Origin of the sequence: Roseofilum halophilum BLCC-M91 (assembly GCF_030068445.1) — a bacterium.
GTDB classification, from domain to species: Bacteria; Cyanobacteriota; Cyanobacteriia; order Cyanobacteriales; family Desertifilaceae; genus Roseofilum; species Roseofilum halophilum.
The window spans coordinates 1-24,062 of record NZ_JAQPOK010000023.1; the positions used below are offsets into that span (position 1 = coordinate 1).

Below are 24,062 nucleotides of genomic sequence, written 5' to 3' on the forward strand. Positions count from 1 at the left end.
AAAAAGTCTAAACTGTAAAAGTTTTAACCCTAGAATCAAACTTAAAATTGGAATTTCCCATTTGAGATTTCAACACATAAGAACCGCAGGACTTGCGGGGATAGTCTGTGGAGCTTTCCGTAAGACCAAAACTCACCAGTGTGTGGAGGCTGTTGCACTGAAGCAGAAACCTAAATCGTGAGGTTTAGGAATCACCGTGGCTTCAGCCCGGTGAGGATGTCAAATTCATCATGATCTCCAATCCAAATCCAATAATACAGCCCTTTGCGCTGTGATGGGGGGATGGGGAGATAGGGGGATGGGGGGATGGGGGGAACAAATAACAGATTGGGTAGCGCTTTGAGCCATTTTAGCTATCGTTAAAAACAGTCATTAATGTACCTCATAGCAGAGGAAACTGCTGTAAGTTTGCAGATGTTGGTAAACCCGCCCTTACAGGGTTAGATCAATCGCGAAATTCCAGGAAGACAATAAAATGAGCTACTCGCTGACACTCATGAGCTTGATGGGGATCTTTGGCTATGACGTGAATCCTAAAGTGATCAAAACTACTGTTTCTAATTGGGTTATGGTTTCGGTGCTAAGTTCTCCTAATTTGCGAATTAGCCGACTTTTGTCTAGAACTCGCATTTGAAAACAAAGGGCTACCGAATCTTCAGCTAATCCACCATCCCCTTTGGCGATCGCTAGGCAAATGGGTAAGGTCGCACGGCGTTGATTGGTTGTTAGGGGAATAGCAAGGATTGTTGTAGAAAACTGAGAAACCAGATTGTTTTGGAAGATAATCACAGGACGAATCCCTGCTTGTTCAGACCCTTGAGTTGGATTGAGGTTAGCGAACCAAACCTCTCCTCGTTTAATGGAATCGGTCATCTTTCATCTTCCTGAGCCAGCATTTTGACATACTCATCCATGCCTGTTTCTGCTAGATTACGGTCATCTTCTGCAAATTCAGTTGCTAGGGGAGCGAGTAGAGCAGGGTTCAGGGTGATACGGCGATCGCAAAATTTGAGGAAGGCAATAAAATCAGCGACTTGCTGACGTTGATCTTCGGTGAGGCGATCGATATCTTGTTTAAGGGCTTCTTTAGTGATGGCCATTTTTGTTGAAGGTGAGGAAACTCTAGCACGCTCCCCTAGTATAGAAGACTAAACGTTACTGGGGCTGCTGGGTGGGAATGGTGGAGGTTGGAGCCGTTGCTGGCGTAGGTCTGCTATCTTAGGCTAAAAGGAGCAACAGGATAACGGCGATCGTTAGGCCAAACATGGCTCCTGCACCAAAGTCAGTGTCACTCACTTTCTGTAAGCGGTATTTCTCGCCTGTGGTAAGGTCGATCGCCTCATCATGGCTGGTGCGGATGAGGTGGCGATCGCGATCGTAGTCAGGATGAGGGTGAGGGTACATGGCTTTTCTCCGTTGACAAAGAGGGTTAATGCAATAGTTAAGCCAAAGGAGCCGAATATCGGCTCCTCAAAATTTAAATCACAATCATGAAGTGGAAAGTAAGAAAAGGAACAAGCGTCAATTTTGCCAGAATTGCCTCTTGCTCAAGTTCTTCGCCAACAGCCACTAACTCCTTGGACAGAAGGCGGAGCGATCGCAGCATTGCCTTACAATCACTACAAGCGGTGACTAACACCACTTTTTCTCGTTCTAGCTCTCCCTTGGTGACGTACCCTCCTCGTAGAGGGAACGAAGAAAAGCCCCCAAACATCTCCGCTAAGATCCGTTCCAATCGTTTGTTCGCTAAATGAGTGCGATCGCGGCAGGAGGGTGCAATCACGCACCCTAACCCCTTAACTCCGAATTTGAACCGGCATCAACAAACAAGTCATTTGCACGCCACCAAGAGGCGATAAAATCACCGGTTTATCAGCACTATTGAGCTGAATTTTCAACTCTTGAGACGGAATCGCCTTGAGCGCATCGACAAAATATTTCACATTAAAAGCAATTTGCAGATCCTCTCCGGAAATAGTAGCCGGAATAGACTCCGTTGCCGAACCCACATCCGTTGCCTCTACGGAAAGAATCACCTCTTGAGTCTCACCTTTGATGCTAAACATCACCACATTGTTTTTCTGATCGGCAAGAATGGCAATCCGTTCGACTGAGCTTAACAGTTGGCGGCGATCGAGGTCAATTTGCCGTTCAAAAACCTGGGGAATAAGTTGTTCATAGGCGGGATATTGTCCATCTAGGGTGCGACTGGTGAGACGACAAGAGGGGAGCTGGAACACCACTTGGCCCTCGTCTACGGTCAACTCTAGGTTAATTCCCTCTTTGTGGGAACCAATCATCCGTTCAATTTCTCGCAGAGCGCGACCGGGAACGGTGACTTCAAAGGGGGGGGCGGTAGGGGCGGGTTTCAAACCCGCCCGGTCGGGTTTCAAACCCGCCCCTTCTTCCTCGTTTTCCGTACTGGTGGTGACGACTGCTAAACGATGGCCGTCGGTAGCCGCAAATTCTACGCTATCTTCTTTAACCGTTAAGTGAACTCCGGTTAAGACTTGTTTGGTTTCGTCTAAGCTGGTGGCGAATAAACAGCCACGCAGTCCTGCTAGGATGGCTGCGGACGGGAGGATGAGGGTTTCGCCGGTTTCAAGGACGGGTAAGGATGGGTAGTCTTCGGGGTCGAGTCCCCGCAGTTGATAGCGTCCGCAAGGGCAGGTAATGGTGACATTGGGATCGGGGTTTTCTGGGTCATCGGAGTCTGCTTCTAGGGTGAGGTCTCCTGGGGGGAGTCGAGAGATCATGTCATTGAGGAGTTTAGCCGGAAGAGCGAGGTCTCCATCTTCTTCTACGTTGGCGGGAAAACGGGCTTGAATACCTAGACTCAGGTCAAAGGCAGTGAGGCTCACTTCTTGAGTTTGGCGATCGGCAATAAACCGGACATTACTGAGAATAGGTTGGGACGGACGGGACGGAATGGCGCGACTCACAAGGGAGAGGTTGGTGTTAAGGTCACTTTGGGTACAGACCAGTTTCATAGCAGCAGATCAATATCAATATTAGAGAGCGCGATCTAGTTTACAGGGACTGGGGGAAGACAGGGGAGAGAAACGATCGCCTTTGTCCCAACTCCTTCTTCCGACGAGAGGCTAATGGTTCCCCCATGGCATTCCACGGCATATTTAACAATCGAGAGTCCTAAACCCGTACCTTTAATAGAGCCAACATTAGACGCACGTTCAAATTGGTTAAATAGTTTTGATTGATAGTCTGGGGGAAATCCAATCCCTTGGTCTTCAACCACAAAGGTTACTTCCGTCGAGGTTAGGGAGATATCTAGGGTAATGCTTCCACCGTCTGGTGAGTATTTAATGGCATTGGAGAGGAGGTTGCCTAAGATATGGTAGAGCAGTTTAAAATCGCAAGATAGTATGATTTTTGGGTCTGTAGTGCGAAGCGTAATTTGATGTTGAGCTGTGGCGATCGCCTCAAAATCATGGACAATGGACTCGCTCAATTCTACTACATTCACCAGTTTGGGTTCAAAGGTTATTTTTCCGGCATCGGCTTGGTTTAAGGTAAGAATATCTTCAAGCAACGTATTGATGTTTTTAACGGAGGATTTAATCCATTCTAAATGTTTCTGTTTTTTTTCTTCCGATAGCTTATCTCCATAGTCTTTGAGCATCTCGGCTGAAACTTGAATCGTGGTTAAGGGATTTCTTAAATCATGGGAAGTGAGGGATAAGTAGCGGGCTTTTTCTTCATTTTTGGCCTTGGCGATCGCTAAGGATTGACGGAGGATTTGATCTTCTTCCCATTTTTTAATGGCCATTTTAATCGTAGCATATAATTCTCGCTCCTTGCAGGGTTTGAGCAAATAACCATAATAATTGGTATCCTCTGCTCTGACTAGGGTAGAATCATCGGCATAAGCGGTTAAATAGATAATCGGAATGGACTGAAATTCATTGATTTTTTCAGCCGCTTCTATTCCATCTATCTCTCCTTCGAGAACAATATCCATTAAAATCAAATTTGGTTTATGGGTTATGCTATAATGTATTGCTTCTTCCCCAGAACTAACAATATCCATCACCTGATAACCTAGTTTTTTCAATTTTCTCGCGAGTCCTTTAGCAATCAATAATTCATCTTCTACAATTAAAATGTCAATTTCTCCCATAATTACCACCTCCGAGGATATTTGAGTTCTAAGAATTTTAATCGAATATGAGTTCCCATGCCAGGAAGGATTTCTGGTATGGTTTTCAATTGCTCGGCCAAAGTACAGACTAATTCTAATCCCATCGTATCGACTTGGTAAATGTCAAAATTAGGAGGCAAACCGATGCCATTATCTTTCACCTCAATTGTTATCGCTTGATCTCGATCTTTTTCTAGTCCGATCCAAATCAACCCTTTATAGTGGGGAGGTTTGTTAGGAAAGGCATGTTTTAGGGCATTAGAGACCAATTCATTCACAATTAATCCACAAGGATTGGCGGTTTCAATATTTAAATCAATCGGGTCTAAATCTAAAACTAACTCAATCTGTTGCTCGTAGCCTTGATAGGAATCTAGCAGACCTTCGACCAAAGATTCTAAATATTCATTGAACTTGATGCGATCCAGATTTGTGTTTTTGTAAAGTTTTTCATGAATTAACAACATCGAATAAATTCGATTTTGGCTGTCTGACAAAATCTTTATCAGGCTAGGATTTTCCAAATATTCAGATTGTAATTCTAATAAATTCGACACCACCATTAGATTGTTTTTAACTCGATGATGAATTTCTTTGAGCAAGATCTCCTTTTCTTTCAGAGAAGCTTTAAGTTTTTCTTCGGCTTGCTTGCGATCGGTGATTTCCTCAAAGACCCAAATATAATAATGATTTTCCCCTGAAGTCTTGCGGACTAAGGATATGGTTACATGACCCCAGACAATTTTATTATCGTTACAAATATATCGACTTTCTAGGGTTTCACTGGGATGATCTTGAATCCAAATATTATCAATCATATCCCTTAATTTAGGTAAATCTTCTGGAGCTGTAATATCTTCAAACGTTCTCGATAGCATTTCTGGGCGATTATATCCGAGAATATCACAAAATTTCTGATTGACTCGAAAAAAATGCCCATTTAAGGTTACAATCGCTATCCCAACGGCGACTTGCTCAAAAATTGCCCTAAACCGCTCCTCACTTTCCCGCAATGCTTCCTCAGCTTTTTTGCGTTCAGAAATATCTCGAAAAATCCCACAATTATATTCTTTACCATTAAATTCCAAATAATTCATCCGCACTTCTACGGGAATAGGGGAACCTTTTCTTGTCCAAAGAACGGATTCAAAAGTGAGAGATCTTAACTGACGTAATTCATGCCAATGGGCGCTCCAAGTCTCAGTCGAAGAGAGGGTATCAATCTGATAAAATTTCAGATTTAATAGCTCCGATCGCTCATATCCCAATGTCCGACAAGCGGCTTCATTGACATAAAACAATTGGGCCTGGGCAGAAATGAGCAAAACGATATCTCCCATGCGATCGAGGGTAAACTGAGTTAACCGTAATTGCTCTTCAATTTGCTTGCGTTCGGTCACATTTTCATAGGTTCTCAAAATCCCCACCACTTGCTGTTCGCCATCATGGAGAGGGATGGTGTTGGTATCAATCCATAAACGGCTGCCATTGGCTTGAAACTTAGTTTCAATGCGATGATATTCGGGTTGATTGCGACTCATGACCCGGCGATCGCCCTGTCGATACCAATGGGCCTCGTGAGTTGTCCAAAACAAATCATAATCGGTTTTCCCGACAATCTCTTCGGGAGTCGATAACCCCGCTAACTGGGCAAAATTGCGATTACAACCCAAATACATCGAATTCAAGTCTTTCCAGACAATAAACTGGGGAATATTATCCATCACCAATTGCAACAACTGCTTCGATCGCCCTAACTCCTCCTGAGTCTGGTGGCGATCGCTAATTTCCTGACGTAACTGCTCGTTGACTTCCTGTAATTGGGCCGTTCGCTCCTGAACCCGTTGCTCCAACTCCATATTTAACCGTTGTAGCGCTCCCGTTCGCTGCTCCACAATGATCTCTAACTGCTCGCGAATATTTTCAAGTCGCAGTTCTGCCTCCTTGCGATCTGTAATTTCGCGGGCGACCCAAACCACCGAAGTCTTAGAAATCGGGGAAATATGGCTAGTAAACCATAAATCTCGATTGCCTTGGCGCAAACTATACTCAAACGTGACCGGATGTTGAAGATGGAGCGATCGCTGAATCTGAGTGCGGAACATCTCCGCCTGCTCGCCCTCCCAAAACAACTCCAACGTCTGACTGACAATATCCCATTGAGGATGAGCAAAAATCATCGGATGGGTCGGAACGATCTCAATCTCCCGAAAATCAGCATCCAAAACCAACACCACATCCTGCATCGCCTGAAAAATAGAGCGCATCTGCATTTCTGCTTGGCCCAACCGCTCTTCGAGCAAATGACGCTGGCGCATCTGTTCCTCTAACACAGCCATACGTTCCTGAACCCGATACTCGACCACCTGCTCAAACTCAGGATTCTCGGTCAGGAACTGGCGATCGATCCTCTGCCTTTTCCGTAGAGCCTCATTTTCCGCCTCTAATTCCCTAACCCGTTGTTTTAACCCCTCAAGCTCCTCCATTGGTAACTCCTTCACGGGTGACCCCTCCCAACCCGAACATGCTAACTCTTTCTATCTTGGCATTTTCAGGGCGTGATCGCGCTCACGCTCAAGGTTTTGGTGAGTCACTCATCAGAGTCAGACATTATCACTGTTGATTCACTGTTCTATCACTGAGGAATAAGCAATTATCTCCGATAGTGGAAATATAGAGTTCAAGCCATCCTCCATGCTATTTTCCATCCATCCCCATCATTCATCTGTGATTAAATTTCCTGTTCCTGGCGGCCCCTTTGAAGTCATTTCTGGGGGACGAATCAACCCTCATTTTCCCAGTATTCCAAGAGTTCTGGTGATCGATGAAGATCCCGAACTGCGCGATCGCCTCTGTCGTTTGATGAAAGATCAAGGTTACTTCGTCACTGAAGCGGATGGAATAAACACCGGAATTCACTTAGCTGAACAAACCGATCCAGATGTTATTTTATTAGACGCTTCTCTCTCCGATGGCGATAGCCTCACCTGTTGCCAAGAGCTACAAAACCTCTGGTATACCCAAAGTTCTTCCACCACGGTGGGACTTTTTGCCATCCATTCCCTTGACGATCCGGATTGGGTGAATCAAGCCTTCGATCTCGGCATTGTTGATATTATTCCTAAACCCATTCATGAAAACCTATTGGTACAACGGGTGAAACGGTGGTGGGAACAAACCCAAAAATTTCAACAACTGACCCAAGCTAATCAAGAGCTGCAACGGTTAGCCGGTATCGATCGCCTCACCCAGTTAGCCAACCGCCACTATTTTGATGAAGTCTTGGAGAAGGAAGTCAGACAAATGAAACGGGCCCAGACCCCCCTATCCTTGATTCTGGGAGATGTGGATTATTTTAAGCTCTATAACGATCGCTACGGCCATCTTCAGGGCGATCGCTGCTTACAAGAGATTGCCCAAGGCATTCAGAGAGCTGTCCGTCGTCCTCAAGATGTAGTGGCTCGTTATGGTGGAGAAGAATTTGCCGTAATTTTACCGCAAACCGATGGGGCTGGAGCGATCGCCGTTGCCCGAAATATTCGTCACCAAATCCAGGAACTCAACATTCCCCATGCTCAATCCGAGGTTAGCGACCATATTACCCTCAGTTTAGGCATTGCCTGTGCCTTTCCAGAAGATAGCTGTTCGGCCGCCCAACTCATTCACGCCGCCGACCGAGGATTATACCGCGCCAAAGATCAAGGTCGCGATCGCCTGGAAAAACCCAATGAACCCAACGAATACTCCTTCTAAGGCTCCGAGGTCTCTTGTGCCGACTGTGGATAGAAAATTGCAAACACAGAAGTGTATCCGTGTAAAAAGGTGTTTCCTCCCACTGGGCCAATTTCACCTTGACAGAAAAAACCGCTCAGGGGAATGGACGGGAAGTATCTCTGAAATAATCCCGAATCTACATTCGGCTCGTCATACAGTTGTTCTCCCCGTCCCAAACAGGTAAACATCAAAGCACCCGCTCTAGAAGGGCGGGCCGTTGCCGAGAACAACTGATTCCCCGTTTGCCCCTCCAATTCTTGCTGGTATCGCTTCAGAAGATTCTCTAACTCTTCTTCGGAGGCTAAAGCATCCCGCAAATGAAATTGAATCCGTTGGCCAATCCGCACCCGTTCGGCGATCGCCAAAGCACCAATCCTCGGATCGATCCCCAACAAATTGCGAATTAAAAAATCTTCCGCCTCCAACTCCCGCTTAAAACTATCCGTCGCTACCCCCACAAACAGAGAATCTTGCGCCAACTCTCGGTCTTCTTCACTTAATCGAGCCACGGCGGAGCGCAAAATTTCCAAGGGAACCCCCGTTTTACCGACCTCAAACCCACTGGCCTCTTGTTCTTGCAATTCCAACACAATATTGCGTTCGGCCTTAGTAATTTGATAAATCGAACCAATGGGACGGCAACCTTGAGCCACAATGGTTTCCAGGGCAATGTTACCACTCAGGGCCAACCCCACGATCCCCTCGCTATAGAGTTCGTAATTATAAAATAAACTACTGCCATGATTGACTGGACTCGAACTGGCTAACCCCCCTACCTTCAGACTATGGGGATAGGCAAAATCTAAGCCCTGAAGTAAATCATTCAAACCCGGAGACATCGGATCGCCCAAGAGAATGAAATGGGGATGGCGTTCAGGAGATACTCCCACCAACTCCACCCATGGATCGGGAGGGCCATCCAGGTCGGGTAATTCTTCCATATCAATATGAAAGGCATTGACTTGGACACCCGGTAATCGGGCTAACGTTAAACTCAAGGCCGCTCGATCTTCAAATTCTTCGGCACTCTCGCCAGAGACCATCCCAATGATGCCTCCACCTCCACACCCGATCAACACCGGTGTGTTGAGCTTTTCTTGCAGCAAGGGCATTAAGCGGGAAAATTCGCTAGTAAAGGCAGACGAGATAAAAACTAGCCCAATAGAGGCCGGTTCAGATATTTGTCGATGGACTGTTTCGACAACTTCAGCGATCGCAGCCTCTAGAGACGGACGGGTAGATAAGGCATTTGCCCACTGCATCTGCTCCAATCTTCGACTCCCCTGTTGTGTAAATCTATTTTAATATTAAATTAATCATGTGCCCTTCGTTAAGTCAGATGCCATAAGCAAGTCGCCCCAACCTGGCACGAGGGGGAGGCGTGTTGAAAGAGCATGACAGGCTTCAATACTTTGCTATAGCTGAGTTTGAGACTTTAGCCATCCTGCCCTCTGATGGTCTTCAAAACCTATCAATTCAGACCTATTGAGACCCGGCTTACCTTCAGGAATAGCCCTATCACCTATCCTAAACCTTTTGATCGCCCATTGGAGTCAATGATCGCTTAAGCTAAGATAATGCAGAATCGGGCAGAGTAGTTTAACGTAATCCTTGAAGAATACTTACTGAACATCTAGAACACTGTACTTATGAGCAACGACATCAAATCAAAAATCGACGAAGAGCTAAATGAAGCCCGTGCTGTTTGCGATGCACAAGGGTCTAACTCGGCTGAATGTGCTGCGGCTTGGGATGCCGTTGAAGAACTGCAAGCAGAAGCTTCTCACCAAAAGCAAGTCAAGCCCAAAACTGGGTTTGAACAATATTGTGATGATAATCCAGATGCGGCTGAATGCCGGATTTATGACGACTAAAGGCTCAGGCGTGAGTCTTGGGTAAGTAACTGTATGGGGCTGAGTGACTGGGTTCACTCAGCTTTTTAATCGGATGATAAAGATGATATCTACCCTATCGAGCCGGTTTCAGGGCGCATTGTGGGGCGCGGCGATCGCCGATTGCCTTGGATATGCAGCGACTGTGGATTGTCGGTGGGGACAAGGGGTCGTTCAAGGATGCCAACAGTTGATTGCCAAAGGGACTTTAATCCTCCCGGATCTCCGGGTTACCCAACCTGGGGAAGTGACTGGCCTGATTGTACCGGTATCTCTGTATTTTCATGAAGACTTAGAGTCTTTAGCGACCCATTGGCAAGCGATCGCCGACCATTATCAGTTATCTTCACAGGAACAAACCTTGGGATTACTGATCGGCATCAGTTTGAGTGCCCTCGTTGAAGGATCGCTTCCTCCAGAGCAGATCCTCACCTATGGGCGATCGCACTGGGAACAGTTCACTCCCCATCCCTTAGCCGCCCTAGATTCTCTGGTTGCTCAACCCTCCTCTCCCTCTCCCCTCATCCACGGGCTACGGAGCTTTCTGAACAGTTCTCACTCCTTTCCAGGGGCGATCGCCTTAGCCCAGCAGCATCACCTAGAACCGTCCCTGAGTACCTGCATTGCCGCGACCCTGTGCGGAACCTACCAAACTCGTTTAGGGATTCCCCTACCTGGGCAAATTTTTCTAGAGGAGAAAATTAAAAATTCACCAACTCCCTGGCCCCAGGGGATTCAAGCATTAAATACCCTCAGTACCCATCTGCTCGCCAGTTGGTCAGGAGCAGATTGGGTCATCCGTAATCAGTAATCACTCTGTGCGTCCCCCCAAAACGCCAGGAGCGATCCACAAGAGATCGGGCCACGCTAAGATAGTCTAGATTGGGAGGCACTATAAATAAATGTGCTAAATTCTCCTAATCCCTAGGAAGGAGTGAGAAAGCGACAGCTTAAACGAAACCTGCTGGTCTATTGTCCGGGTCACCATTCCGTTCAATTGCCCCAGATGCAAAACCCTGTAGCCAATTTGAGTTGGGTGCCACAATGAAATCTTTGCAAGCACTAAGTAAACGGGTAGACCAATGGTGGCGCATGTACATCACCAATGCTCCCGAACAACGTCAACCTGGATACAAAGCCTCTTCTTCTTCTGAGCCAACTCCAAGGACTGATGTTACTCATCCAACCCAGAAAGTACGGGGCAAAAAAACGGCCCAAAAAATTCCACCAACGGCTTTTTTCGTAATTGCGGTGGCCTCAGTAACCAGTTCTTTCGGTTACCGGTTCTATAGCACTCCCCAATTGCGACCGGGAACCCTAGCCCCAGAAACCATTAGCGCCCCTCGCACAGAAAAGGTGATTGATGAAAAGGAGACCGAAAACCGGAGAAAACAAATCCGTACCGGTTCCTATACGGTACTGAAAATTAATTTAGAGCTAAACGAAGAACTCAAACAAACCCTGCAAAGTTTATTGGCTCCAGGCACTTCTTTACGGCGGCAAACGGGGGAATTGCCTTATGTGGATGAGTCACTGTTGCCCCTGGAAACTCAGCGCTATTTGCGCCAGCTCTCTGATAGTCAATGGCAACAGATTACCGAAGTGCTGAAAACGTTTCCTTTAGACGAGACAAGGGAACAAGAGTCAGAAGAGGCTTCTGAAGTGAATGATTCGGTTCCCGATCCTCAATATCCTCTGGTGCTGAATCCTCAACTTCAGGGGGCGATCGCCCAATTGCAAAGCCTGAAAGAAGAAAGTTCAGCCAGTGAATGGGCACAGGTGTTGTTTACCATTTCTGAAGCTCGCAATAATTATGAATTTGCTTTACATGAGCTACAAACACAACAGCAAGGCAATAGTAACCCCTTATATACTCCAGCTCTCTTTGATTGGAGTGAGACAACATGGGAAGAAACGAAAAGGGGGATGGAGCGCTCTCTCGATCGCATATTAACCCAAGGTCTGGCCGAAGGTCTGCCAGAGCGACAACTGCGACAGGCGATCGCCCTACAAGTGCAAGATCGGGTTCCCCCAGAAACGCAAAAGTTTGCCTCAGATACGTTGCATACGGTTCTCAAAGGACAACATAATCTGATTCATGATAAAGATGCAGCCAATCGCCTAGCGGAAAAAGCTGCCGAAGCCTTCCCCGATATCGAATATCAGGTGCATGAGGACGAAATCATTGTTCATAAAGGGGAAACAATATCGGAGAAACAATTTGTCCTCATCGACCATTTTGAATTAAGCCAGCGTCAGATTAATTGGGAAGGTCTCACGGCCTATGCTTTGCTCATTAGTGGTTCAGTGACCCTTTTTTGGTGGGTGGAAAGGCGGGTTCATTCAGGAATACGACAACGAGACCGGATTCTGATCCTCTTGCTGACCTTAACGTCTCCCTTGTTGGTCAGTCTGAAGTTTCCTGCGATCGCCCTATCCGGGATTGGTTTATTATTGGGAGGCTTTTATGGCTCCACAGTCGCTACAACCGTGGTCAGCCTGATTGCTGCTGTCCTGCCCATTGGCATGGATGTGATTTGGAATCAGTGGTTAGCCAGTGCTGCTGGCGGGATCTTAGCTGGGATAATGGCCGGCCGGATGCGATCGCGTGAAGAAGCGGCTCTTTTGGGCATGGGAGTAGGGATGACCCAAAGTGTCGCCTACTTGGCGGTAACCCTGATTCAAACGGCGATTCCAGGAATTGCTTGGCAACCTCTATTAACTCGTGCTGCTTTTCAAGGGTTGGGAGGATTAGCTTCGAGTATCGCGGCTTTAGGGTTGAGTCCCTATCTGGAACATTTGTTTGATTTGGTGACTCCGGTGCGCTTGGCTGAGATTTCTAACCCCAATCGTCCCCTGCTGCAACGGTTGGCCTCTGAAGCTCCGGGAACTTTCCAACATACCTTATTTGTGTCTACCCTGGCAGAAGCAGCAACTCGTACCCTGGGCGGCAATTGTGAGTTAGTGCGCGCTGGAACGCTTTACCATGATATCGGTAAGATGCATGACCCCCTAGGGTTTATTGAAAATCAAATGGGTGGCCCCAATAAGCATGATGAGATTCAAGACCCCTGGAAAAGTGCCGAAATTATTAAGAAGCATGTGAGTGAAGGTTTGGTCTTGGCAAAACAGTATCGCTTACCCAAGGCTGTGCGGGCGTTTATTCCTGAACACCAAGGGTCGATGTTAATTGCCTTTTTCTATTACCAGGCTAAACAAATGGCTGAGGCCGATCCCAATGTTAGGGTGAATGAGGCGGATTTTCGCTATCCGGGGCCGATTCCTCAGTCGCGGGAAACGGGGATTGTGATGTTAGCGGACTCTTGTGAGGCGGCCCTGCGATCGCTCAAAGAGGCGACCTATGAAGAGGCGTTAGCTATGGTGAATAAAATTCTTAGAGCTAGATGGCAAGATAACCAGCTCGTCGATTCGGGTTTAAAGCGCGAGGAAATGTCCGTGATTGCTGATACCTTTGTCCGAGTTTGGCAACAGTTTAATCATAAGCGGATTGCTTATCCGAAAGGGGCACTACCGAAGTAGTTATGCCTCTATTATGATACTCTTACTCCTACAGTGGATTGAGGAAAAAGCTGATGTTTAAACGCCTAGCGATCGCCACGTTGATCGGATTAACGTTAATGTTGACGAGTTGTGTTTCTGCCACCAGTGGACTGCAACAGTACGTCAATGCCACTAAAGGATATGAATTTTTATACCCTAATGGTTGGGTTCCGGTGAAAGTCAGTGGGGGGCCGGATGTGGTCTTTCACGATTTAGTGGAGAGAACGGAAAATTTGTCGGTGATTATTAACCCGGTGGAGGGAGATCAAGGATTAAGGGATCTAGGAACGCCCTCAGAAGTAGGGTATCAACTCTCAAAAACAGCGATCGCCCCTGAAAATACGGGACGCAGTGCCGAACTGGTGAATGCAGGGTCTAAAACTTTTGGCGATCGACTCTATTACTTATTGGAATACGAGGTGGATATTCCCAACCAACCCTTGCGCCATAATCTGACCAGTGTGGCGGTGAGTCGGGGAAAATTGCTCACGTTTAGTTTATCTACAACTGAAAAACGTTGGCAAAAACTTCACGATCTCTTTGAAGAAGTGGTTCAGTCGTTTAACGTTTATTAGATCGATGATGACTATTCCTCCCTTGGTCTTAGCTTCGGCTTCCCCAGCTAGGTTGCGCTTACTCCAACAAGCGGGAATCTTTCCCCAGGTGCATCCGAGCCATTTTGATGAGTCCCAGGTGCAAAGCTCAGACCCGGAAACCTTGGTGAAAACCCTGGCCCAACGCAAGGCAGAAACGATCGCTCCAGAGTATGAAAAGGGCGATCGCCTGCCCCTGATTTTAGGGTGCGATTCCGTACTCGCGATTAACGATCGCATCTATGGTAAACCGGGCAGTGCAGCCGAAGCCATGACTCGTTGGCAGGAAATGCGCGGTCAAAAAGGGGCTTTATATACGGGTTATGCTTTGTTAGATTTAGAGCAAAAAAGATCGGTAATAAACGCGGAAGTAACCTATGTCTACTTTGCCCGCGTGAGCGATCGGGCCTTAAGAGCCTATATCGCCACCAAAGAACCCCTCAACTGTGCCGGAGCCTTCGCCATTGAAGGTAAAGGGGGGTTATTTGTCGAGCGCATTGAAGGCTGTCACATGAATGTCATTGGCCTGAGCTTACCTTGTTTGCGATCGATGGTGGAGCAGTTGGGATACGATCTGACTCAATGGTGGGAGTCATCAACCCATTAAACCCTGAATCCCATAACATTGCTACACTAAAAAGAAGTGGCATCAACAATACTCGGCAAACGTTAGGGATGAATATGGCTAATGAGCGAGCCTCCAAGAAATTACTCCAGTTTCCCAAAAACGTAACCTGGGAAACAGATTTGGCCCGTCTATGTGGAGAAGACGAGTTATTTCGCGATCGCTATCAACTGTATAAACTGCTAGGACGAGGTGGGTTTGGAGTCACCTTTCTGGCTAAAGATTTAGCTGAAACCCAACAGCCCTGGTGTGTCATTAAACAACTTTGCCCTAAAGTCAAACAGGCCAAAGGACTCGAACGCGCCCGTCGCTGCTTTCGCCGAGAAGCCAAAATTCTCAGCCAGTTAGGAAACCATCCCCAAATTCCACAAATGTTTGATTATTTTGAGGAAGATGGGGAATTCTATCTCGTTCAGGAATACATTCAAGGGCGAACCCTCTCCCGCGAGATCCGACATCGAGGCCAATATTCTGAAGCCTTAGTGAAATCATTTCTGCGAGAAATTTTGCCCCTGTTAACGTTCATTCATGAGCAAGGGGTTATCCATCGCGATATTAAACCCCCCAATATTATTCGCCGCCACAGTCGATCGAAATCCTCTACAGGAGAGTTAGTTTTAATTGATTTTGGGGCAGTCAAACAGTTAATTCAGGAAACGGAATCGAATCATACGATCACCGCCACCGCTTCTACTGCGTTTGTGGGAACTTTTGGCTTTTCTCCCCCCGAACAATTAGCCCTACGGCCGACCTTTGCCAGCGATCTGTATGCCCTAGGAATTACTTGTGTTTATATGTTAACCGGTCAGTTCTCTTCGGAAGATGAACTGCCCCATTTTCGTCCTAAACACTGGTGGCGCAATAATATAGAAGTCAGCGATCGATTTGCTGATGTTATCGATAAAATGTTGGCAGTCGATCTCAAGGAGCGATATAGTTCAGCTCAGGAAGTGCTAACGGCTCTGGATCTAGGGCCCCATCTAGAAAGTTTAAATGAGTGTCTCACCCATCAACCCCAACCCAAGCAACCTGAACCTGAACCCTATCTATCTCCAGCCCAGCGCCGCGCTCAAGCGATCCGAGCGCGTATGGAACGGCTACAACGACGGCAAAAGCTGGGGACTCACCATTTCCCCCAGCATTGGTAGCTGAAACTCTTTGATTACGGCTCAGTTTGATTGTGGGAGTTTTTCTAAAACAACCAAACCATTATTTTCAAAATCTATCTCTAAATGATATCCTTCCATTAACGCTGTTCCCAGTAACGGTTTATAGCCAGACGCTATAATTGGGACAAGTTTTTCTTCACTATCCCAAAAAATCGTTGCTAAATGTATAGACAATAGTGTTTCGCTTCCATCAGCCAATCGCGCAGTGGTACTGGAATATAGGGGAAGATTCATCGCACTGACTGCTTGCGGTGGTAAGGTCAGATAGTCATTAAATCCAGTATCAACGACAAAATTTATAGAAAAATCTGGCTGTTCAGGTAAACGAAAGATCACTGCTAAAGTTGCTTTTCCATCCATTAACCTCCCGTAAATCATTCAACAATCCTCTCACTTGCTCCACCAAAACTCACGGTAACATCATATCCAATTCGCATTGTAAATAATCTAGCGTTGGGGTTCTTCTGCTTCAACTTTAAGGCTGTTTCTACACCATTTTTATCAATTCCGTATTCACCAGTTTCTGCGTCGATCACAATCATCTTGCCAAGATTATCACCAGACTCAACTTGTTGGCGAATACCATTTTCGTAAAACTGTTTGGCTCTTTGTGCAACTTCTTCCACTGTCCAAAAAATTGCTTGCATGATCATTACCCCTGTTTTTTCTTGTTGAAGTTGGTTATCTAAACTATAACGCTATGGGCTAGGGTGTATTGAGATCAGTACCCTAAAACCTCAACTCCCCTGGTCGCTTGTACCAGGGGAGTGTAGGGATTAAGATAGGGGTCAGTTATTGGAACCCTAATGAGCAAAACCCACCATTATAGATTTCCTTGCGTTCGCGCTCTAATTGAGAAATGAGGGTGCGATCGCCTTTTTCTTGCGCTACTTGCAAACGGTGTTCCAAACTTTTGAGGATATTCTGACAATGGGCCGCAGCCAATTCAACGGGTAATTCAGATTGAGTTGACTGGGGTTGACGAGTCGGGGGCTGCAAACCTGGATAGGTTGGCTCTTCGCATTGGTGAGTTTTATACTCAATTCCCCGATATCTCAAATCCATCGGCGCTTGAGGCACAGAAAGGTGTCTAGGGTAGCGATTCACCCGGTAGGTACGACCCCGGTATTTGGCCACTATATCTTCTTCTTGTACCTCGACATGAGTATGCTTATGGTTGTATTCTATACCACGGTAAGAGAGTTTCATCGGTTTTTCCTTTTCTCAGTTTTAAAAGAATCAGACGGTTTTGAAATCGTTTTTTTATTTCTGTATCTATCATGACATTTCTGGATGAAGTTTGGGTGTGATTTAAATTAACATTAAGTTAAAAATTATAAAGTTAATCTTAATGTTTAGCCTTCATCCAGCCATTTTCCTTGACAATCATACAAAGATGTGGTAAAAAACTTCCTCTGGGGGAGTAGGGGAAAAAGAAACCGGGTTTCTCAACCTGAACTGAATTACCCCATCTGCCTAAGTTAAAATATTAGAGTTCTATCAACTGCGATCGGTTATGCCTGTAAATTGGAGAGAACATATCGTTAGTACACCGGATATTCTGCGAGGGAAACCCAGAATCAAAGGCACTCGAATTCCTGTGAGTTTAATTTTAGGATATTTAGCTTCTAATCATACTGTTGAAGTCATTCTTGATGAATTTCCCGATCTGGTGCAAGAACAAATTTATGCCTGTCTGGATTATGCCCGCGATTTATCCAATTTTGAAACGGTTGCGTAATGAGTTTAAGGTTATTTATCGATCAATGCGTTCCCAACTCTATTATTGAGATTTTGCGTGAAGCTGGGCATGAAGTTTTTGTATTAAGAGATTATATTCCGATTGAGTCTCCAGATATAGCTAGTCTAAATGAGTTATAAATCATTGCCCCTCATCCCCCGACCCCTTCTCCCACAGGAGAAGGGGAGTATAAAGTCCCTCTCGGAGTGGGAGAGGGATTTAGGGAGGGGGCTTTTCTATTTCACAACTCAAATGGACTTGCTATAGTCAGGTTATTGCCAAAGCTAGAGTAGGCGAATCATGAGTGAAACTAAGGATAAGGATATTGACGCTATTTTTGCTGAAGGAACTTTGATTGATAAAGCAATTAAAAAAGCTATTAATCGAGCAGTATGGGAACACAAACAACTGGGAAATCCAGTTGCAGCATGGAGAAGAAGGAGCTGGTTTCCAAATAATCCGATTTAACCCAATCGGTAGGGGGGTAAAAAAAATAATAACGATAGGATTATTGCACAGTATAAACGCCGATCGCAAAACTGGCAAGGATCGCCCTCAAATCCCCACCCCGTAAGGCATCGACGCAGTACAACGAAAGAATGGGGGTTTCAGCGATTTGTCCTACTGCGTCGATTGCAGTCAGGAAAGAGTGCAAAATCATCTCATTACTCCCCACTGCACTATTCCCTATTGCCAACGCCAAGGACTATAATAATGAATTGGTCTAAATGGGAGCAATACAGAATGCGACTGTCACAGATGCTGTTCAATACGCTGCGAGATGACCCAGCAGAAGCAGAAATTCCCAGCCATAAGTTATTGGTTCGGGCGGGATATATTCGTCGAATTGGTAGCGGACTCTATGCTTATCTTCCCCTAATGTGGCGGGTTTTGCAAAAGGTCTCCCAAATTGTACGTGAGGAAATGAATGCGACGGGGGCCCAGGAATGTCTGCTACCCCAACTGCAACCGTCGGATCTCTGGCAAGAGTCGGGACGCTGGGATACCTATACGAAAGCTGAGGGGATCATGTTTGCGTTGCAGGATCGGCAAAAGCGGGAGTTGGGGCTGGGGCCCACCCATGAGGAGGTGATTACGGCGATCGCCCGTGATATGATTCGTTCTTATCGGCAATTACCGGTTCATCTGTATCAAATTCAAACCAAGTTCCGGGATGAAATTCGCCCCCGGTTTGGCTTGATGCGGGGTCGAGAATTTATCATGAAGGATGGCTACTCGTTTCATACTGACCGGGAAAGTTTGCAACAGACGTACCAGGATATGGATCGGGCTTATCGAAATATGCTGCGGCGCTGCGGTCTCAAGTTCCAACCGGTGCAAGCGGACTCTGGAGCTATTGGGGGCGGTGTTTCCCAGGAGTTTATGGTATTGGCTGAGGCTGGAGAAGATGAGGTTCTTTACACGGAAGATAGCCAATATGCTGCCAATGTGGAAAAGGCTGTTTCTCTTCCTGCGGATGCGCAACCCTCTCCATTTACAGAGTATAAAAAGGTGGAAACGCCGAATACGAATACCATTGCTACGCTCTGCGAGGCGCTCGGTTGTGATGCCACGAATACGGTCAAAAATGTGCTGTATCAAACTGTTTATGATAGTGGCATGACAGTGTTGGTGCTGGTGAGCATTCGCGGCGATCAAGAGGTGAATGAAGTCAAGCTCACCAATGAGTTAACCGCTCTGGCTCCAGAATACGGCGCGAAGGCGGTTTTGGCGATCGCGGTTCCCGATCCGGAAGCCCAGAGCAAATGGGCGGCAAAACCCTTACCCTTGGGGTATATCGATCCGGGGTTAGGGGATGAATATATTAGTCAACAAGAGAATTTAGCGCCCAAGTTTTTGCGCTTGGTGGATCGAACGGCAGTGGATCTGCAAAATTTTGCCACGGGAGCTAATGAGACGGGATATCATGTGATGGGCGCAAATTGGGGCGAGCAGTTTGTTCTCCCCGATCGCATTGTGGATGTGCGTACAGCGAAAGCGGGCGATCGCGCGGTTCACGATCCAACACAAATCTTACAAACCGCCAGAGGCATTGAAGTGGGGCATATTTTCCAGTTGGGAACCAAGTATTCTGAAGCCATGAATGCCACCTTTACCAGCGAACAGGGGGAAGAATTGCCCTGTTTTATGGGCTGTTATGGGGTGGGAGTCTCTCGCCTCGCTCAAGCTGCCGTGGAACAGTCCTATGATAAAAATGGCATCATTTGGCCGGTGGCGATCGCCCCCTATACGGTAATCATTTGTGTCCCCAATATTACCGATAGCCAACAGATGGACGTTGCCGAAAAGCTCTATCAAGACTTGCAACAAGCGGGAATAGAGGTATTGCTCGATGACCGTAAGGAGCGAGCCGGGGTAAAATTCAAAGATGCCGACTTAATTGGCATTCCCTATCGCTTAGTCACCGGTAGAGCCATCAAATCGGGTAAAGTAGAGTGTGTAGAGCGGAAAACCCTCGCTTCTGAGGAAGTGGCTATAGACGACGTAGTTTCTGTTCTTCAAGATAGGATTCAAACAGCCTTGAAAGCCTAATCTTTTAAGATCGTCAAAAGGGTATCAGTGAGACATTTACCATTGGGCACAGTACCATAGAGCAAATTCCTCATTCGCTCAATGAAGAATTTCCTGGACTGTGCCTACTTTTGAGTAAGGAAAGGGCAAAACCCAGTTGTCCCTATTCCCTATTCCCTATTCCCTATTCCCTATTCCCTAATGGAACGTCGAGAACTGATTCAATTAAGCGCCTTTATCCTTTTACCAGGGATATTATTCACCCTACTCGATGGTTTAATTTCTGGTATTTTTGCGGGCATGGTGGGGGGGATAATGGGTTTTTCTTATACTTATCCAGCATTAGGGCTTTGGGCGTTTTTAATCTATATGCCCTTTGCAGGAACCGTCACCCATGCGATCGCCAACAGTAACCCCATACTCCACCTCGTTAAAGATTTCTTTTATCTCCCCGCTCTGATCTCCATCTTAATCCACGATCGCGACTATCTCAAACCCTTTTGGCACAAAATAAAACCCCTCTACATTCCCCTATTTGTCCTAGTCTTAATTACATTTGCTCACTTTTTCTGGATTAACATCATTAGCGAAAGCTTCAATCCCACCCTAGGCAATCAAACCCTGATGGGAATTGTAGGGATCAAGACCTTATTAAGCTATATCCCCTTAATGATATGCGCCTATTATTTAATTCATGGTAAAGAAGAATTATCCTTTTTTCTCAGACTACACACCGTTTTAATCTTAATTTGTTGCGCCCTAGGGTTTATTCAATATTTACTCTTAACCAAAGGCATTTGTCCAGGCAGTAGACCCCTTTCCGGAGCATATTTATATCGAGCTAGTCTAGATGCCCATTGCTTTATCGGTGGAGCTGTTTTATATAACCCCAAGGCTGAATTGGTTCGATTATCTGGCACATTTGTAGCCCCTTGGCAATGGGGATGGTTTCTCATTTCTAGCGTCTTTTTTCTCTTTGCTATTGATGTCAGCGATATGGATAAAAGATGGCGATTCTTTAGCGCCATCAGTACCGGAATTTTGATTATTGTGTCTATTTTTTCCGGTCAAAGAATTGCCCTGGCTTTAGTGCCAATTATTTTTATGGTTTTACAATTATTAACTACCTCTAAAAAACAACGATTGCCCTTAAAATGGGGAGCTGCTATAATCGCTAGTGGTGTAATTATTCAAACAGTTAATCGAGTTGAGCAACGGATAGAAAGTTTAGTAGATCGATGGACAGTTTCACCCCCGCTAGATTTTATGTGGGATCAATGGCAATCGGTTTTGAATCAGCAAGAGGGATTTTGGGGAAAAGGCATTGGCGCAGCAACCAATGCGGCGCGAAAATTTGCCCCCACTCAGTTAATTGAAACCTTCCATGCTAAGGTTTTCTATGAAATTGGGCCTTTGGGGTTACTTGCTTTTTTAGTTGTGGTTTCGGTGCTGGCGTTTCTCACCTTTCAAGCCTATCGTTCTTTGAAACATCAGGGCTGGCAGAAAATGGCACTGTGTTTCTGGGCTTTTATTCTGATGGTGAGTTTTTTTCCCTATTATTATCCCCTAGATGTCGATCCGGTGGCGGTCTATTATTGGTTTATTGCGGGAGTCTTACTGAAATTACCGGAAATAGAAACTGCTTCAAAATCTCCCTAATCTATAATTCTTGTCCAAAATTGTTAATTGTTAATTGTTAATTGTTAATTGTTAATTGATATATAATGCATCAACCCTTCCAGTTTTCGATCCAAGCCCAATGCTCCCAAACGCAAGCGAGAGCAGCCACCTTTTTAACTCCCCACGGAAAAGTAGAAACGCCTAAATTTATGCCGGTGGGAACCTTAGCGACGGTAAAAGCGCTGACTCCTGCCCAACTGAAGGGGACGGGCGCTCAAATGGTTTTAGCCAATACTTATCATTTGCATCTGCAACCAGGAGAGGATTTGATTGCTCGTGGGGGAGGGTTGCATCGGTTTATGGGATGGGATGGCCCCATGTTAACTGATTCTGGTGGGTTTCAGGTTTTTAGTTTGGCCAGCTTACGGACGATTCAGGAAGAGGGGGTAAAGTTTCGATCGCCAAGAGATGGACGAATTATCAATCTTACCCCAGAAAAGGCGATCGCCATCCAAAATCAGCTCGGTGCAGATGTGATCATGGCATTTGACGAATGTCCCCCCTATCCCGCCTCCAAAGAGGCAGCGATCGCTGCCACGGAGCGCACCTATCGCTGGCTAAAACGCTGCATAACCGCCCATAATCGCCCCGATCAGGCCTTATTTGGCATCGTTCAGGGGGGAGTCTATCCCGATCTGAGAACCGCCGCCGCCGAGCAATTAGTCGCCCTCAATTTGCCCGGTTATGCCATTGGTGGCGTGAGTGTGGGGGAACCGGGAGATCTCATTAACCAAATTGTCAAAGTAACCGCCCCCCTCCTACCTGTGGAAAAACCCCGCTATCTGATGGGAGTGGGAACCTATAAAGAAATGGTACAGGCGATCGCCTCCGGCATCGATGTTTTTGATTGCGTCATCCCCACCCGGTTAGCCCGTCATGGAGCCGTATTCGTGCAGGGAGAGCGCTGGAATATTAAAAACGCCCAATTTAGAGAAGACTTTGCTCCCCTCGATGCCGAATGTCCCTGTTATACCTGTCAAAATTTTAGCCGCGCCTATTTGGGGCATTTATGGCGCTGTCGCGAACTGTTGGTGTATACGCTGCTGTCGATCCACAATATTACCGAATTAGTGCGCTTTACCGAACGCATTCGAGCAGCTATTTTAGGCGATCGCTTCCTCAGCGAATTCAGCCATTACCTTGCCCCCCCAGAAAGCCATCAGTACCATGAAAAGATATAGCCCTTCTCAAATCAACAAGATACCTCTTTATTCCCCCTCTCCCGTGGGAGAAGGGGTTGGGGGAGAGGGCAATTCTCTCTAATCTCCTCAACCCTAAATATGATAGCCACTAAATCCATTAATCCAAAAGTAACCATTCCTCCCCTAGAAAACGGCGACAAGCTCACTCGCACAGAATTTGAACGCCGTTATCATGCCATGCCCGATCGCAAAAAAGCCGAATTAATCGAAGGAATTGTTTATATGGCATCTCCCCTCAGAATCACACAACATGGCGAACCCCATGCTCGTATCATGGGTTGGCTCAGTTTCTACCAAGCCTTTACTCCCAATCTACAATTAGGCGATAATTGTACCGTCCGTTTAGACTCTGATAATGAACCTCAACCCGATGCACTCCTAAGACTCAAACAAGATGGAAAATCCACAATTAGTGAAGATGGCTATGTCGAAGGTGCGCCCGAATTAATGATCGAAATTGCCGCTAGTAGTGTGTCCATTGACTTACATCAAAAACTCAACGTTTATCGTCGCAATCAAGTCCAAGAATATTTAGTCTGGCGCGTTGATGACGGCGAACTCGATTGGTTCCGATTAGAAAATGAAAAATATATCAAACTGCAACCCAATGCAGACGGGATTATAAAATCCAAAATTTTCCCTGGATTATACTTAAACAAAGCCGCTTTGTTAGCCGGTGACTTAGCTCAGGTATTCGCGACTCTCCAAATTGGATTAGCCACCCCTGAACATCAATCCTTTGTAAATTAATAAACCATGCTAACTTACGAACCAATTACATTAAACCTAAAAACCGTTCACCTCACCGATGAGCAATTTTATCAACTATGCCAAAGTAATGAACAATATCAACTCGAACAAACTGCCCAAGGAGAACTTTTAATCATGCCTCCTGTTGGATCGATCGGTGGCAATCGGGAAGCCGATCTCATTGGTTTTCTTTGGCAATGGAACCGTCAAACCCAACTGGGAAAAGTGTTCAGTTCTTCCACTATTTTTACCTTACCCCAGGGTGGAAAACGATCGCCTGATGTGGCATGGATTGCTAATGAGCGCTGGGAAGCGTTAAGCTTAGAGGAACAGGAACAGTTTGCCCCCATTTGTCCCGATTTTGTGATTGAACTGCGCTCTCGT

General features: G+C 46.2%; 26 protein-coding genes. 14 read left to right on the forward strand and 12 right to left on the reverse strand.

Annotated features, from left to right (window positions below):
* Positions 1 to 519: 519 nt before the first annotated feature.
* The 7 genes from PJF56_RS03130 to PJF56_RS03160 form a co-directional block, all read right to left on the reverse strand.
* Positions 520 to 873: a type II toxin-antitoxin system PemK/MazF family toxin gene (locus PJF56_RS03130; protein ID WP_283761185.1), complete on the reverse strand. Its 354-nt coding sequence runs from the start codon at positions 871 to 873 to the stop codon at positions 520 to 522.
* Positions 870 to 1,100 (reverse strand): hypothetical protein, encoded by a 231-nt coding sequence (locus tag PJF56_RS03135; RefSeq protein WP_283761186.1) that lies wholly within the window; start codon positions 1,098 to 1,100, stop codon positions 870 to 872. The genes PJF56_RS03130 and PJF56_RS03135 overlap by 4 nt, the downstream gene beginning before the upstream one ends.
* 118 nt (positions 1,101 to 1,218) lie before the next feature.
* On the reverse strand, positions 1,219 to 1,404 hold the full coding sequence (locus tag PJF56_RS03140) for a hypothetical protein (RefSeq protein ID WP_283761187.1): 186 nt from the start codon (positions 1,402 to 1,404) through the stop codon (positions 1,219 to 1,221).
* Between the two features lie 73 nt (positions 1,405 to 1,477).
* The gene (locus PJF56_RS03145) at positions 1,478 to 1,783 is read right to left on the reverse strand and encodes a hypothetical protein (protein ID WP_283761188.1); all 306 of its coding nucleotides are present in this window, start codon (positions 1,781 to 1,783) and stop codon (positions 1,478 to 1,480) included.
* A gap of 13 nt (positions 1,784 to 1,796) precedes the next feature.
* Positions 1,797 to 2,990 (reverse strand): DNA polymerase III subunit beta, encoded by a 1,194-nt coding sequence (gene dnaN, locus PJF56_RS03150; RefSeq protein WP_283761189.1) that lies wholly within the window; start codon positions 2,988 to 2,990, stop codon positions 1,797 to 1,799.
* A 35-nt stretch (positions 2,991 to 3,025) separates the two neighbouring features.
* Entirely contained in the window at positions 3,026 to 4,138 is a 1,113-nt protein-coding gene (locus PJF56_RS03155) for a hybrid sensor histidine kinase/response regulator (protein ID WP_283761190.1), read from the reverse strand.
* Between the two features lie 2 nt (positions 4,139 to 4,140).
* The gene (locus tag PJF56_RS03160; protein ID WP_283761191.1) at positions 4,141 to 6,660 is read right to left on the reverse strand and encodes a PAS domain S-box protein; all 2,520 of its coding nucleotides are present in this window, start codon (positions 6,658 to 6,660) and stop codon (positions 4,141 to 4,143) included.
* Positions 6,661 to 6,853: 193 nt separating this feature from the next.
* On the opposite strand from PJF56_RS03160, the gene PJF56_RS03165 reads away from it, so the two are divergent.
* Entirely contained in the window at positions 6,854 to 7,912 is a 1,059-nt protein-coding gene (locus PJF56_RS03165) for a GGDEF domain-containing response regulator (protein ID WP_283761192.1), read from the forward strand.
* On the opposite strand, the gene PJF56_RS03170 is transcribed toward PJF56_RS03165, so the two are convergent.
* Positions 7,909 to 9,195: an FIST signal transduction protein gene (locus tag PJF56_RS03170; RefSeq protein ID WP_283761193.1), complete on the reverse strand. Its 1,287-nt coding sequence runs from the start codon at positions 9,193 to 9,195 to the stop codon at positions 7,909 to 7,911. The two genes, PJF56_RS03165 and PJF56_RS03170, sit on opposite strands and share 4 nt — an antisense overlap.
* 387 nt (positions 9,196 to 9,582) lie before the next feature.
* On the opposite strand from PJF56_RS03170, the gene PJF56_RS03175 reads away from it, so the two are divergent.
* From PJF56_RS03175 to PJF56_RS03200, 6 genes are all read left to right on the forward strand, one after another.
* Positions 9,583 to 9,807: a Calvin cycle protein CP12 gene (locus PJF56_RS03175; RefSeq protein ID WP_283761194.1), complete on the forward strand. Its 225-nt coding sequence runs from the start codon at positions 9,583 to 9,585 to the stop codon at positions 9,805 to 9,807.
* A 73-nt stretch (positions 9,808 to 9,880) separates the two neighbouring features.
* Positions 9,881 to 10,636 (forward strand): hypothetical protein, encoded by a 756-nt coding sequence (locus PJF56_RS03180; protein WP_283761195.1) that lies wholly within the window; start codon positions 9,881 to 9,883, stop codon positions 10,634 to 10,636.
* Positions 10,637 to 10,869: 233 nt separating this feature from the next.
* On the forward strand, positions 10,870 to 13,365 hold the full coding sequence (locus PJF56_RS03185; protein WP_283761196.1) for an HD family phosphohydrolase: 2,496 nt from the start codon (positions 10,870 to 10,872) through the stop codon (positions 13,363 to 13,365).
* A gap of 53 nt (positions 13,366 to 13,418) precedes the next feature.
* Positions 13,419 to 13,961, forward strand: a complete 543-nt coding sequence (psbP, locus tag PJF56_RS03190; RefSeq protein ID WP_283761197.1) for a photosystem II reaction center PsbP — start codon at positions 13,419 to 13,421, stop codon at positions 13,959 to 13,961.
* Positions 13,962 to 13,968: 7 nt separating this feature from the next.
* Entirely contained in the window at positions 13,969 to 14,586 is a 618-nt protein-coding gene (locus PJF56_RS03195; RefSeq protein ID WP_347179431.1) for a Maf family protein, read from the forward strand.
* Positions 14,587 to 14,660: 74 nt separating this feature from the next.
* Positions 14,661 to 15,752: a serine/threonine-protein kinase gene (locus PJF56_RS03200; RefSeq protein ID WP_283761199.1), complete on the forward strand. Its 1,092-nt coding sequence runs from the start codon at positions 14,661 to 14,663 to the stop codon at positions 15,750 to 15,752.
* 21 nt (positions 15,753 to 15,773) lie between these two features.
* On the opposite strand, the gene PJF56_RS03205 is transcribed toward PJF56_RS03200, so the two are convergent.
* The 3 genes from PJF56_RS03205 to pirA form a co-directional block, all read right to left on the reverse strand.
* A complete protein-coding gene (locus PJF56_RS03205) occupies positions 15,774 to 16,151 on the reverse strand; it encodes a clan AA aspartic protease (RefSeq protein WP_347179430.1) in 378 nt (125 codons plus the stop codon).
* Complete coding sequence (locus PJF56_RS03210; protein ID WP_283761201.1) at positions 16,148 to 16,420, reverse strand: hypothetical protein; 273 nt, start codon at positions 16,418 to 16,420, stop codon at positions 16,148 to 16,150. Before PJF56_RS03210 ends, PJF56_RS03205 begins: the two co-directional genes overlap by 4 nt.
* 145 nt (positions 16,421 to 16,565) lie before the next feature.
* Positions 16,566 to 16,982, reverse strand: a complete 417-nt coding sequence (pirA, locus tag PJF56_RS03215) for an arginine synthesis PII-interacting regulator PirA (RefSeq protein WP_283761202.1) — start codon at positions 16,980 to 16,982, stop codon at positions 16,566 to 16,568.
* A 307-nt stretch (positions 16,983 to 17,289) separates the two neighbouring features.
* Here pirA and PJF56_RS03220 point away from each other — a divergent pair, with 307 nt between their 5' ends.
* Entirely contained in the window at positions 17,290 to 17,514 is a 225-nt protein-coding gene (locus tag PJF56_RS03220; protein ID WP_283761203.1) for a DUF433 domain-containing protein, read from the forward strand.
* A gap of 300 nt (positions 17,515 to 17,814) precedes the next feature.
* A complete protein-coding gene (locus tag PJF56_RS03225; protein WP_283761204.1) occupies positions 17,815 to 17,982 on the forward strand; it encodes a hypothetical protein in 168 nt (55 codons plus the stop codon).
* 40 nt (positions 17,983 to 18,022) lie between these two features.
* On the opposite strand, the gene PJF56_RS03230 is transcribed toward PJF56_RS03225, so the two are convergent.
* Positions 18,023 to 18,175 (reverse strand): hypothetical protein, encoded by a 153-nt coding sequence (locus tag PJF56_RS03230; protein WP_283761205.1) that lies wholly within the window; start codon positions 18,173 to 18,175, stop codon positions 18,023 to 18,025.
* An 83-nt stretch (positions 18,176 to 18,258) separates the two neighbouring features.
* Between PJF56_RS03230 and proS the strand changes: the two genes are divergently transcribed.
* The 5 genes from proS to PJF56_RS03255 form a co-directional block, all read left to right on the forward strand.
* The gene (gene proS, locus PJF56_RS03235) at positions 18,259 to 20,067 is read left to right on the forward strand and encodes a proline--tRNA ligase (protein ID WP_283761206.1); all 1,809 of its coding nucleotides are present in this window, start codon (positions 18,259 to 18,261) and stop codon (positions 20,065 to 20,067) included.
* Between the two features lie 180 nt (positions 20,068 to 20,247).
* The gene (locus tag PJF56_RS03240; RefSeq protein WP_283761207.1) at positions 20,248 to 21,705 is read left to right on the forward strand and encodes a hypothetical protein; all 1,458 of its coding nucleotides are present in this window, start codon (positions 20,248 to 20,250) and stop codon (positions 21,703 to 21,705) included.
* A 65-nt stretch (positions 21,706 to 21,770) separates the two neighbouring features.
* Positions 21,771 to 22,907: a tRNA guanosine(34) transglycosylase Tgt gene (tgt, locus tag PJF56_RS03245; protein WP_283761208.1), complete on the forward strand. Its 1,137-nt coding sequence runs from the start codon at positions 21,771 to 21,773 to the stop codon at positions 22,905 to 22,907.
* Between the two features lie 99 nt (positions 22,908 to 23,006).
* Positions 23,007 to 23,678 (forward strand): Uma2 family endonuclease, encoded by a 672-nt coding sequence (locus PJF56_RS03250; RefSeq protein WP_283761209.1) that lies wholly within the window; start codon positions 23,007 to 23,009, stop codon positions 23,676 to 23,678.
* A gap of 6 nt (positions 23,679 to 23,684) precedes the next feature.
* Positions 23,685 to 24,062, forward strand: a 378-nt coding sequence (locus PJF56_RS03255; RefSeq protein ID WP_283761210.1) for a Uma2 family endonuclease, incomplete at its 3' end; no start/stop codon positions are given.

What these genes read in the sequence shown, in the direction of transcription:
- PJF56_RS03130 (WP_283761185.1), bottom strand. Translation starts at nt 873, where the DNA reads ATGACCGATTCCATTAAACGAGGAGAGGTTTGGTTCGCTAACCTCAAT.
- PJF56_RS03135 (WP_283761186.1), bottom strand. Translation starts at nt 1,100, where the DNA reads ATGGCCATCACTAAAGAAGCCCTTAAACAAGATATCGATCGCCTCACC.
- PJF56_RS03140 (WP_283761187.1), bottom strand. Translation starts at nt 1,404, where the DNA reads ATGTACCCTCACCCTCATCCTGACTACGATCGCGATCGCCACCTCATC.
- dnaN (WP_283761189.1), bottom strand. Translation starts at nt 2,990, where the DNA reads ATGAAACTGGTCTGTACCCAAAGTGACCTTAACACCAACCTCTCCCTT.
- PJF56_RS03155 (WP_283761190.1), bottom strand. Translation starts at nt 4,138, where the DNA reads ATGGGAGAAATTGACATTTTAATTGTAGAAGATGAATTATTGATTGCT.
- PJF56_RS03165 (WP_283761192.1), top strand. Translation starts at nt 6,854, where the DNA reads ATGCTATTTTCCATCCATCCCCATCATTCATCTGTGATTAAATTTCCT.
- PJF56_RS03170 (WP_283761193.1), bottom strand. Translation starts at nt 9,195, where the DNA reads ATGCAGTGGGCAAATGCCTTATCTACCCGTCCGTCTCTAGAGGCTGCG.
- PJF56_RS03175 (WP_283761194.1), top strand. Translation starts at nt 9,583, where the DNA reads ATGAGCAACGACATCAAATCAAAAATCGACGAAGAGCTAAATGAAGCC.
- PJF56_RS03180 (WP_283761195.1), top strand. Translation starts at nt 9,881, where the DNA reads ATGATAAAGATGATATCTACCCTATCGAGCCGGTTTCAGGGCGCATTG.
- PJF56_RS03185 (WP_283761196.1), top strand. Translation starts at nt 10,870, where the DNA reads ATGAAATCTTTGCAAGCACTAAGTAAACGGGTAGACCAATGGTGGCGC.
- psbP (WP_283761197.1), top strand. Translation starts at nt 13,419, where the DNA reads ATGTTTAAACGCCTAGCGATCGCCACGTTGATCGGATTAACGTTAATG.
- PJF56_RS03195 (WP_347179431.1), top strand. Translation starts at nt 13,969, where the DNA reads ATGACTATTCCTCCCTTGGTCTTAGCTTCGGCTTCCCCAGCTAGGTTG.
- PJF56_RS03200 (WP_283761199.1), top strand. Translation starts at nt 14,661, where the DNA reads ATGGCTAATGAGCGAGCCTCCAAGAAATTACTCCAGTTTCCCAAAAAC.
- PJF56_RS03205 (WP_347179430.1), bottom strand. Translation starts at nt 16,151, where the DNA reads ATGATTTACGGGAGGTTAATGGATGGAAAAGCAACTTTAGCAGTGATC.
- PJF56_RS03210 (WP_283761201.1), bottom strand. Translation starts at nt 16,420, where the DNA reads ATGCAAGCAATTTTTTGGACAGTGGAAGAAGTTGCACAAAGAGCCAAA.
- pirA (WP_283761202.1), bottom strand. Translation starts at nt 16,982, where the DNA reads ATGAAACTCTCTTACCGTGGTATAGAATACAACCATAAGCATACTCAT.
- PJF56_RS03220 (WP_283761203.1), top strand. Translation starts at nt 17,290, where the DNA reads ATGCCTGTAAATTGGAGAGAACATATCGTTAGTACACCGGATATTCTG.
- PJF56_RS03225 (WP_283761204.1), top strand. Translation starts at nt 17,815, where the DNA reads ATGAGTGAAACTAAGGATAAGGATATTGACGCTATTTTTGCTGAAGGA.
- PJF56_RS03230 (WP_283761205.1), bottom strand. Translation starts at nt 18,175, where the DNA reads ATGATTTTGCACTCTTTCCTGACTGCAATCGACGCAGTAGGACAAATC.
- proS (WP_283761206.1), top strand. Translation starts at nt 18,259, where the DNA reads ATGCGACTGTCACAGATGCTGTTCAATACGCTGCGAGATGACCCAGCA.
- PJF56_RS03240 (WP_283761207.1), top strand. Translation starts at nt 20,248, where the DNA reads ATGGAACGTCGAGAACTGATTCAATTAAGCGCCTTTATCCTTTTACCA.
- tgt (WP_283761208.1), top strand. Translation starts at nt 21,771, where the DNA reads ATGCATCAACCCTTCCAGTTTTCGATCCAAGCCCAATGCTCCCAAACG.
- PJF56_RS03250 (WP_283761209.1), top strand. Translation starts at nt 23,007, where the DNA reads ATGATAGCCACTAAATCCATTAATCCAAAAGTAACCATTCCTCCCCTA.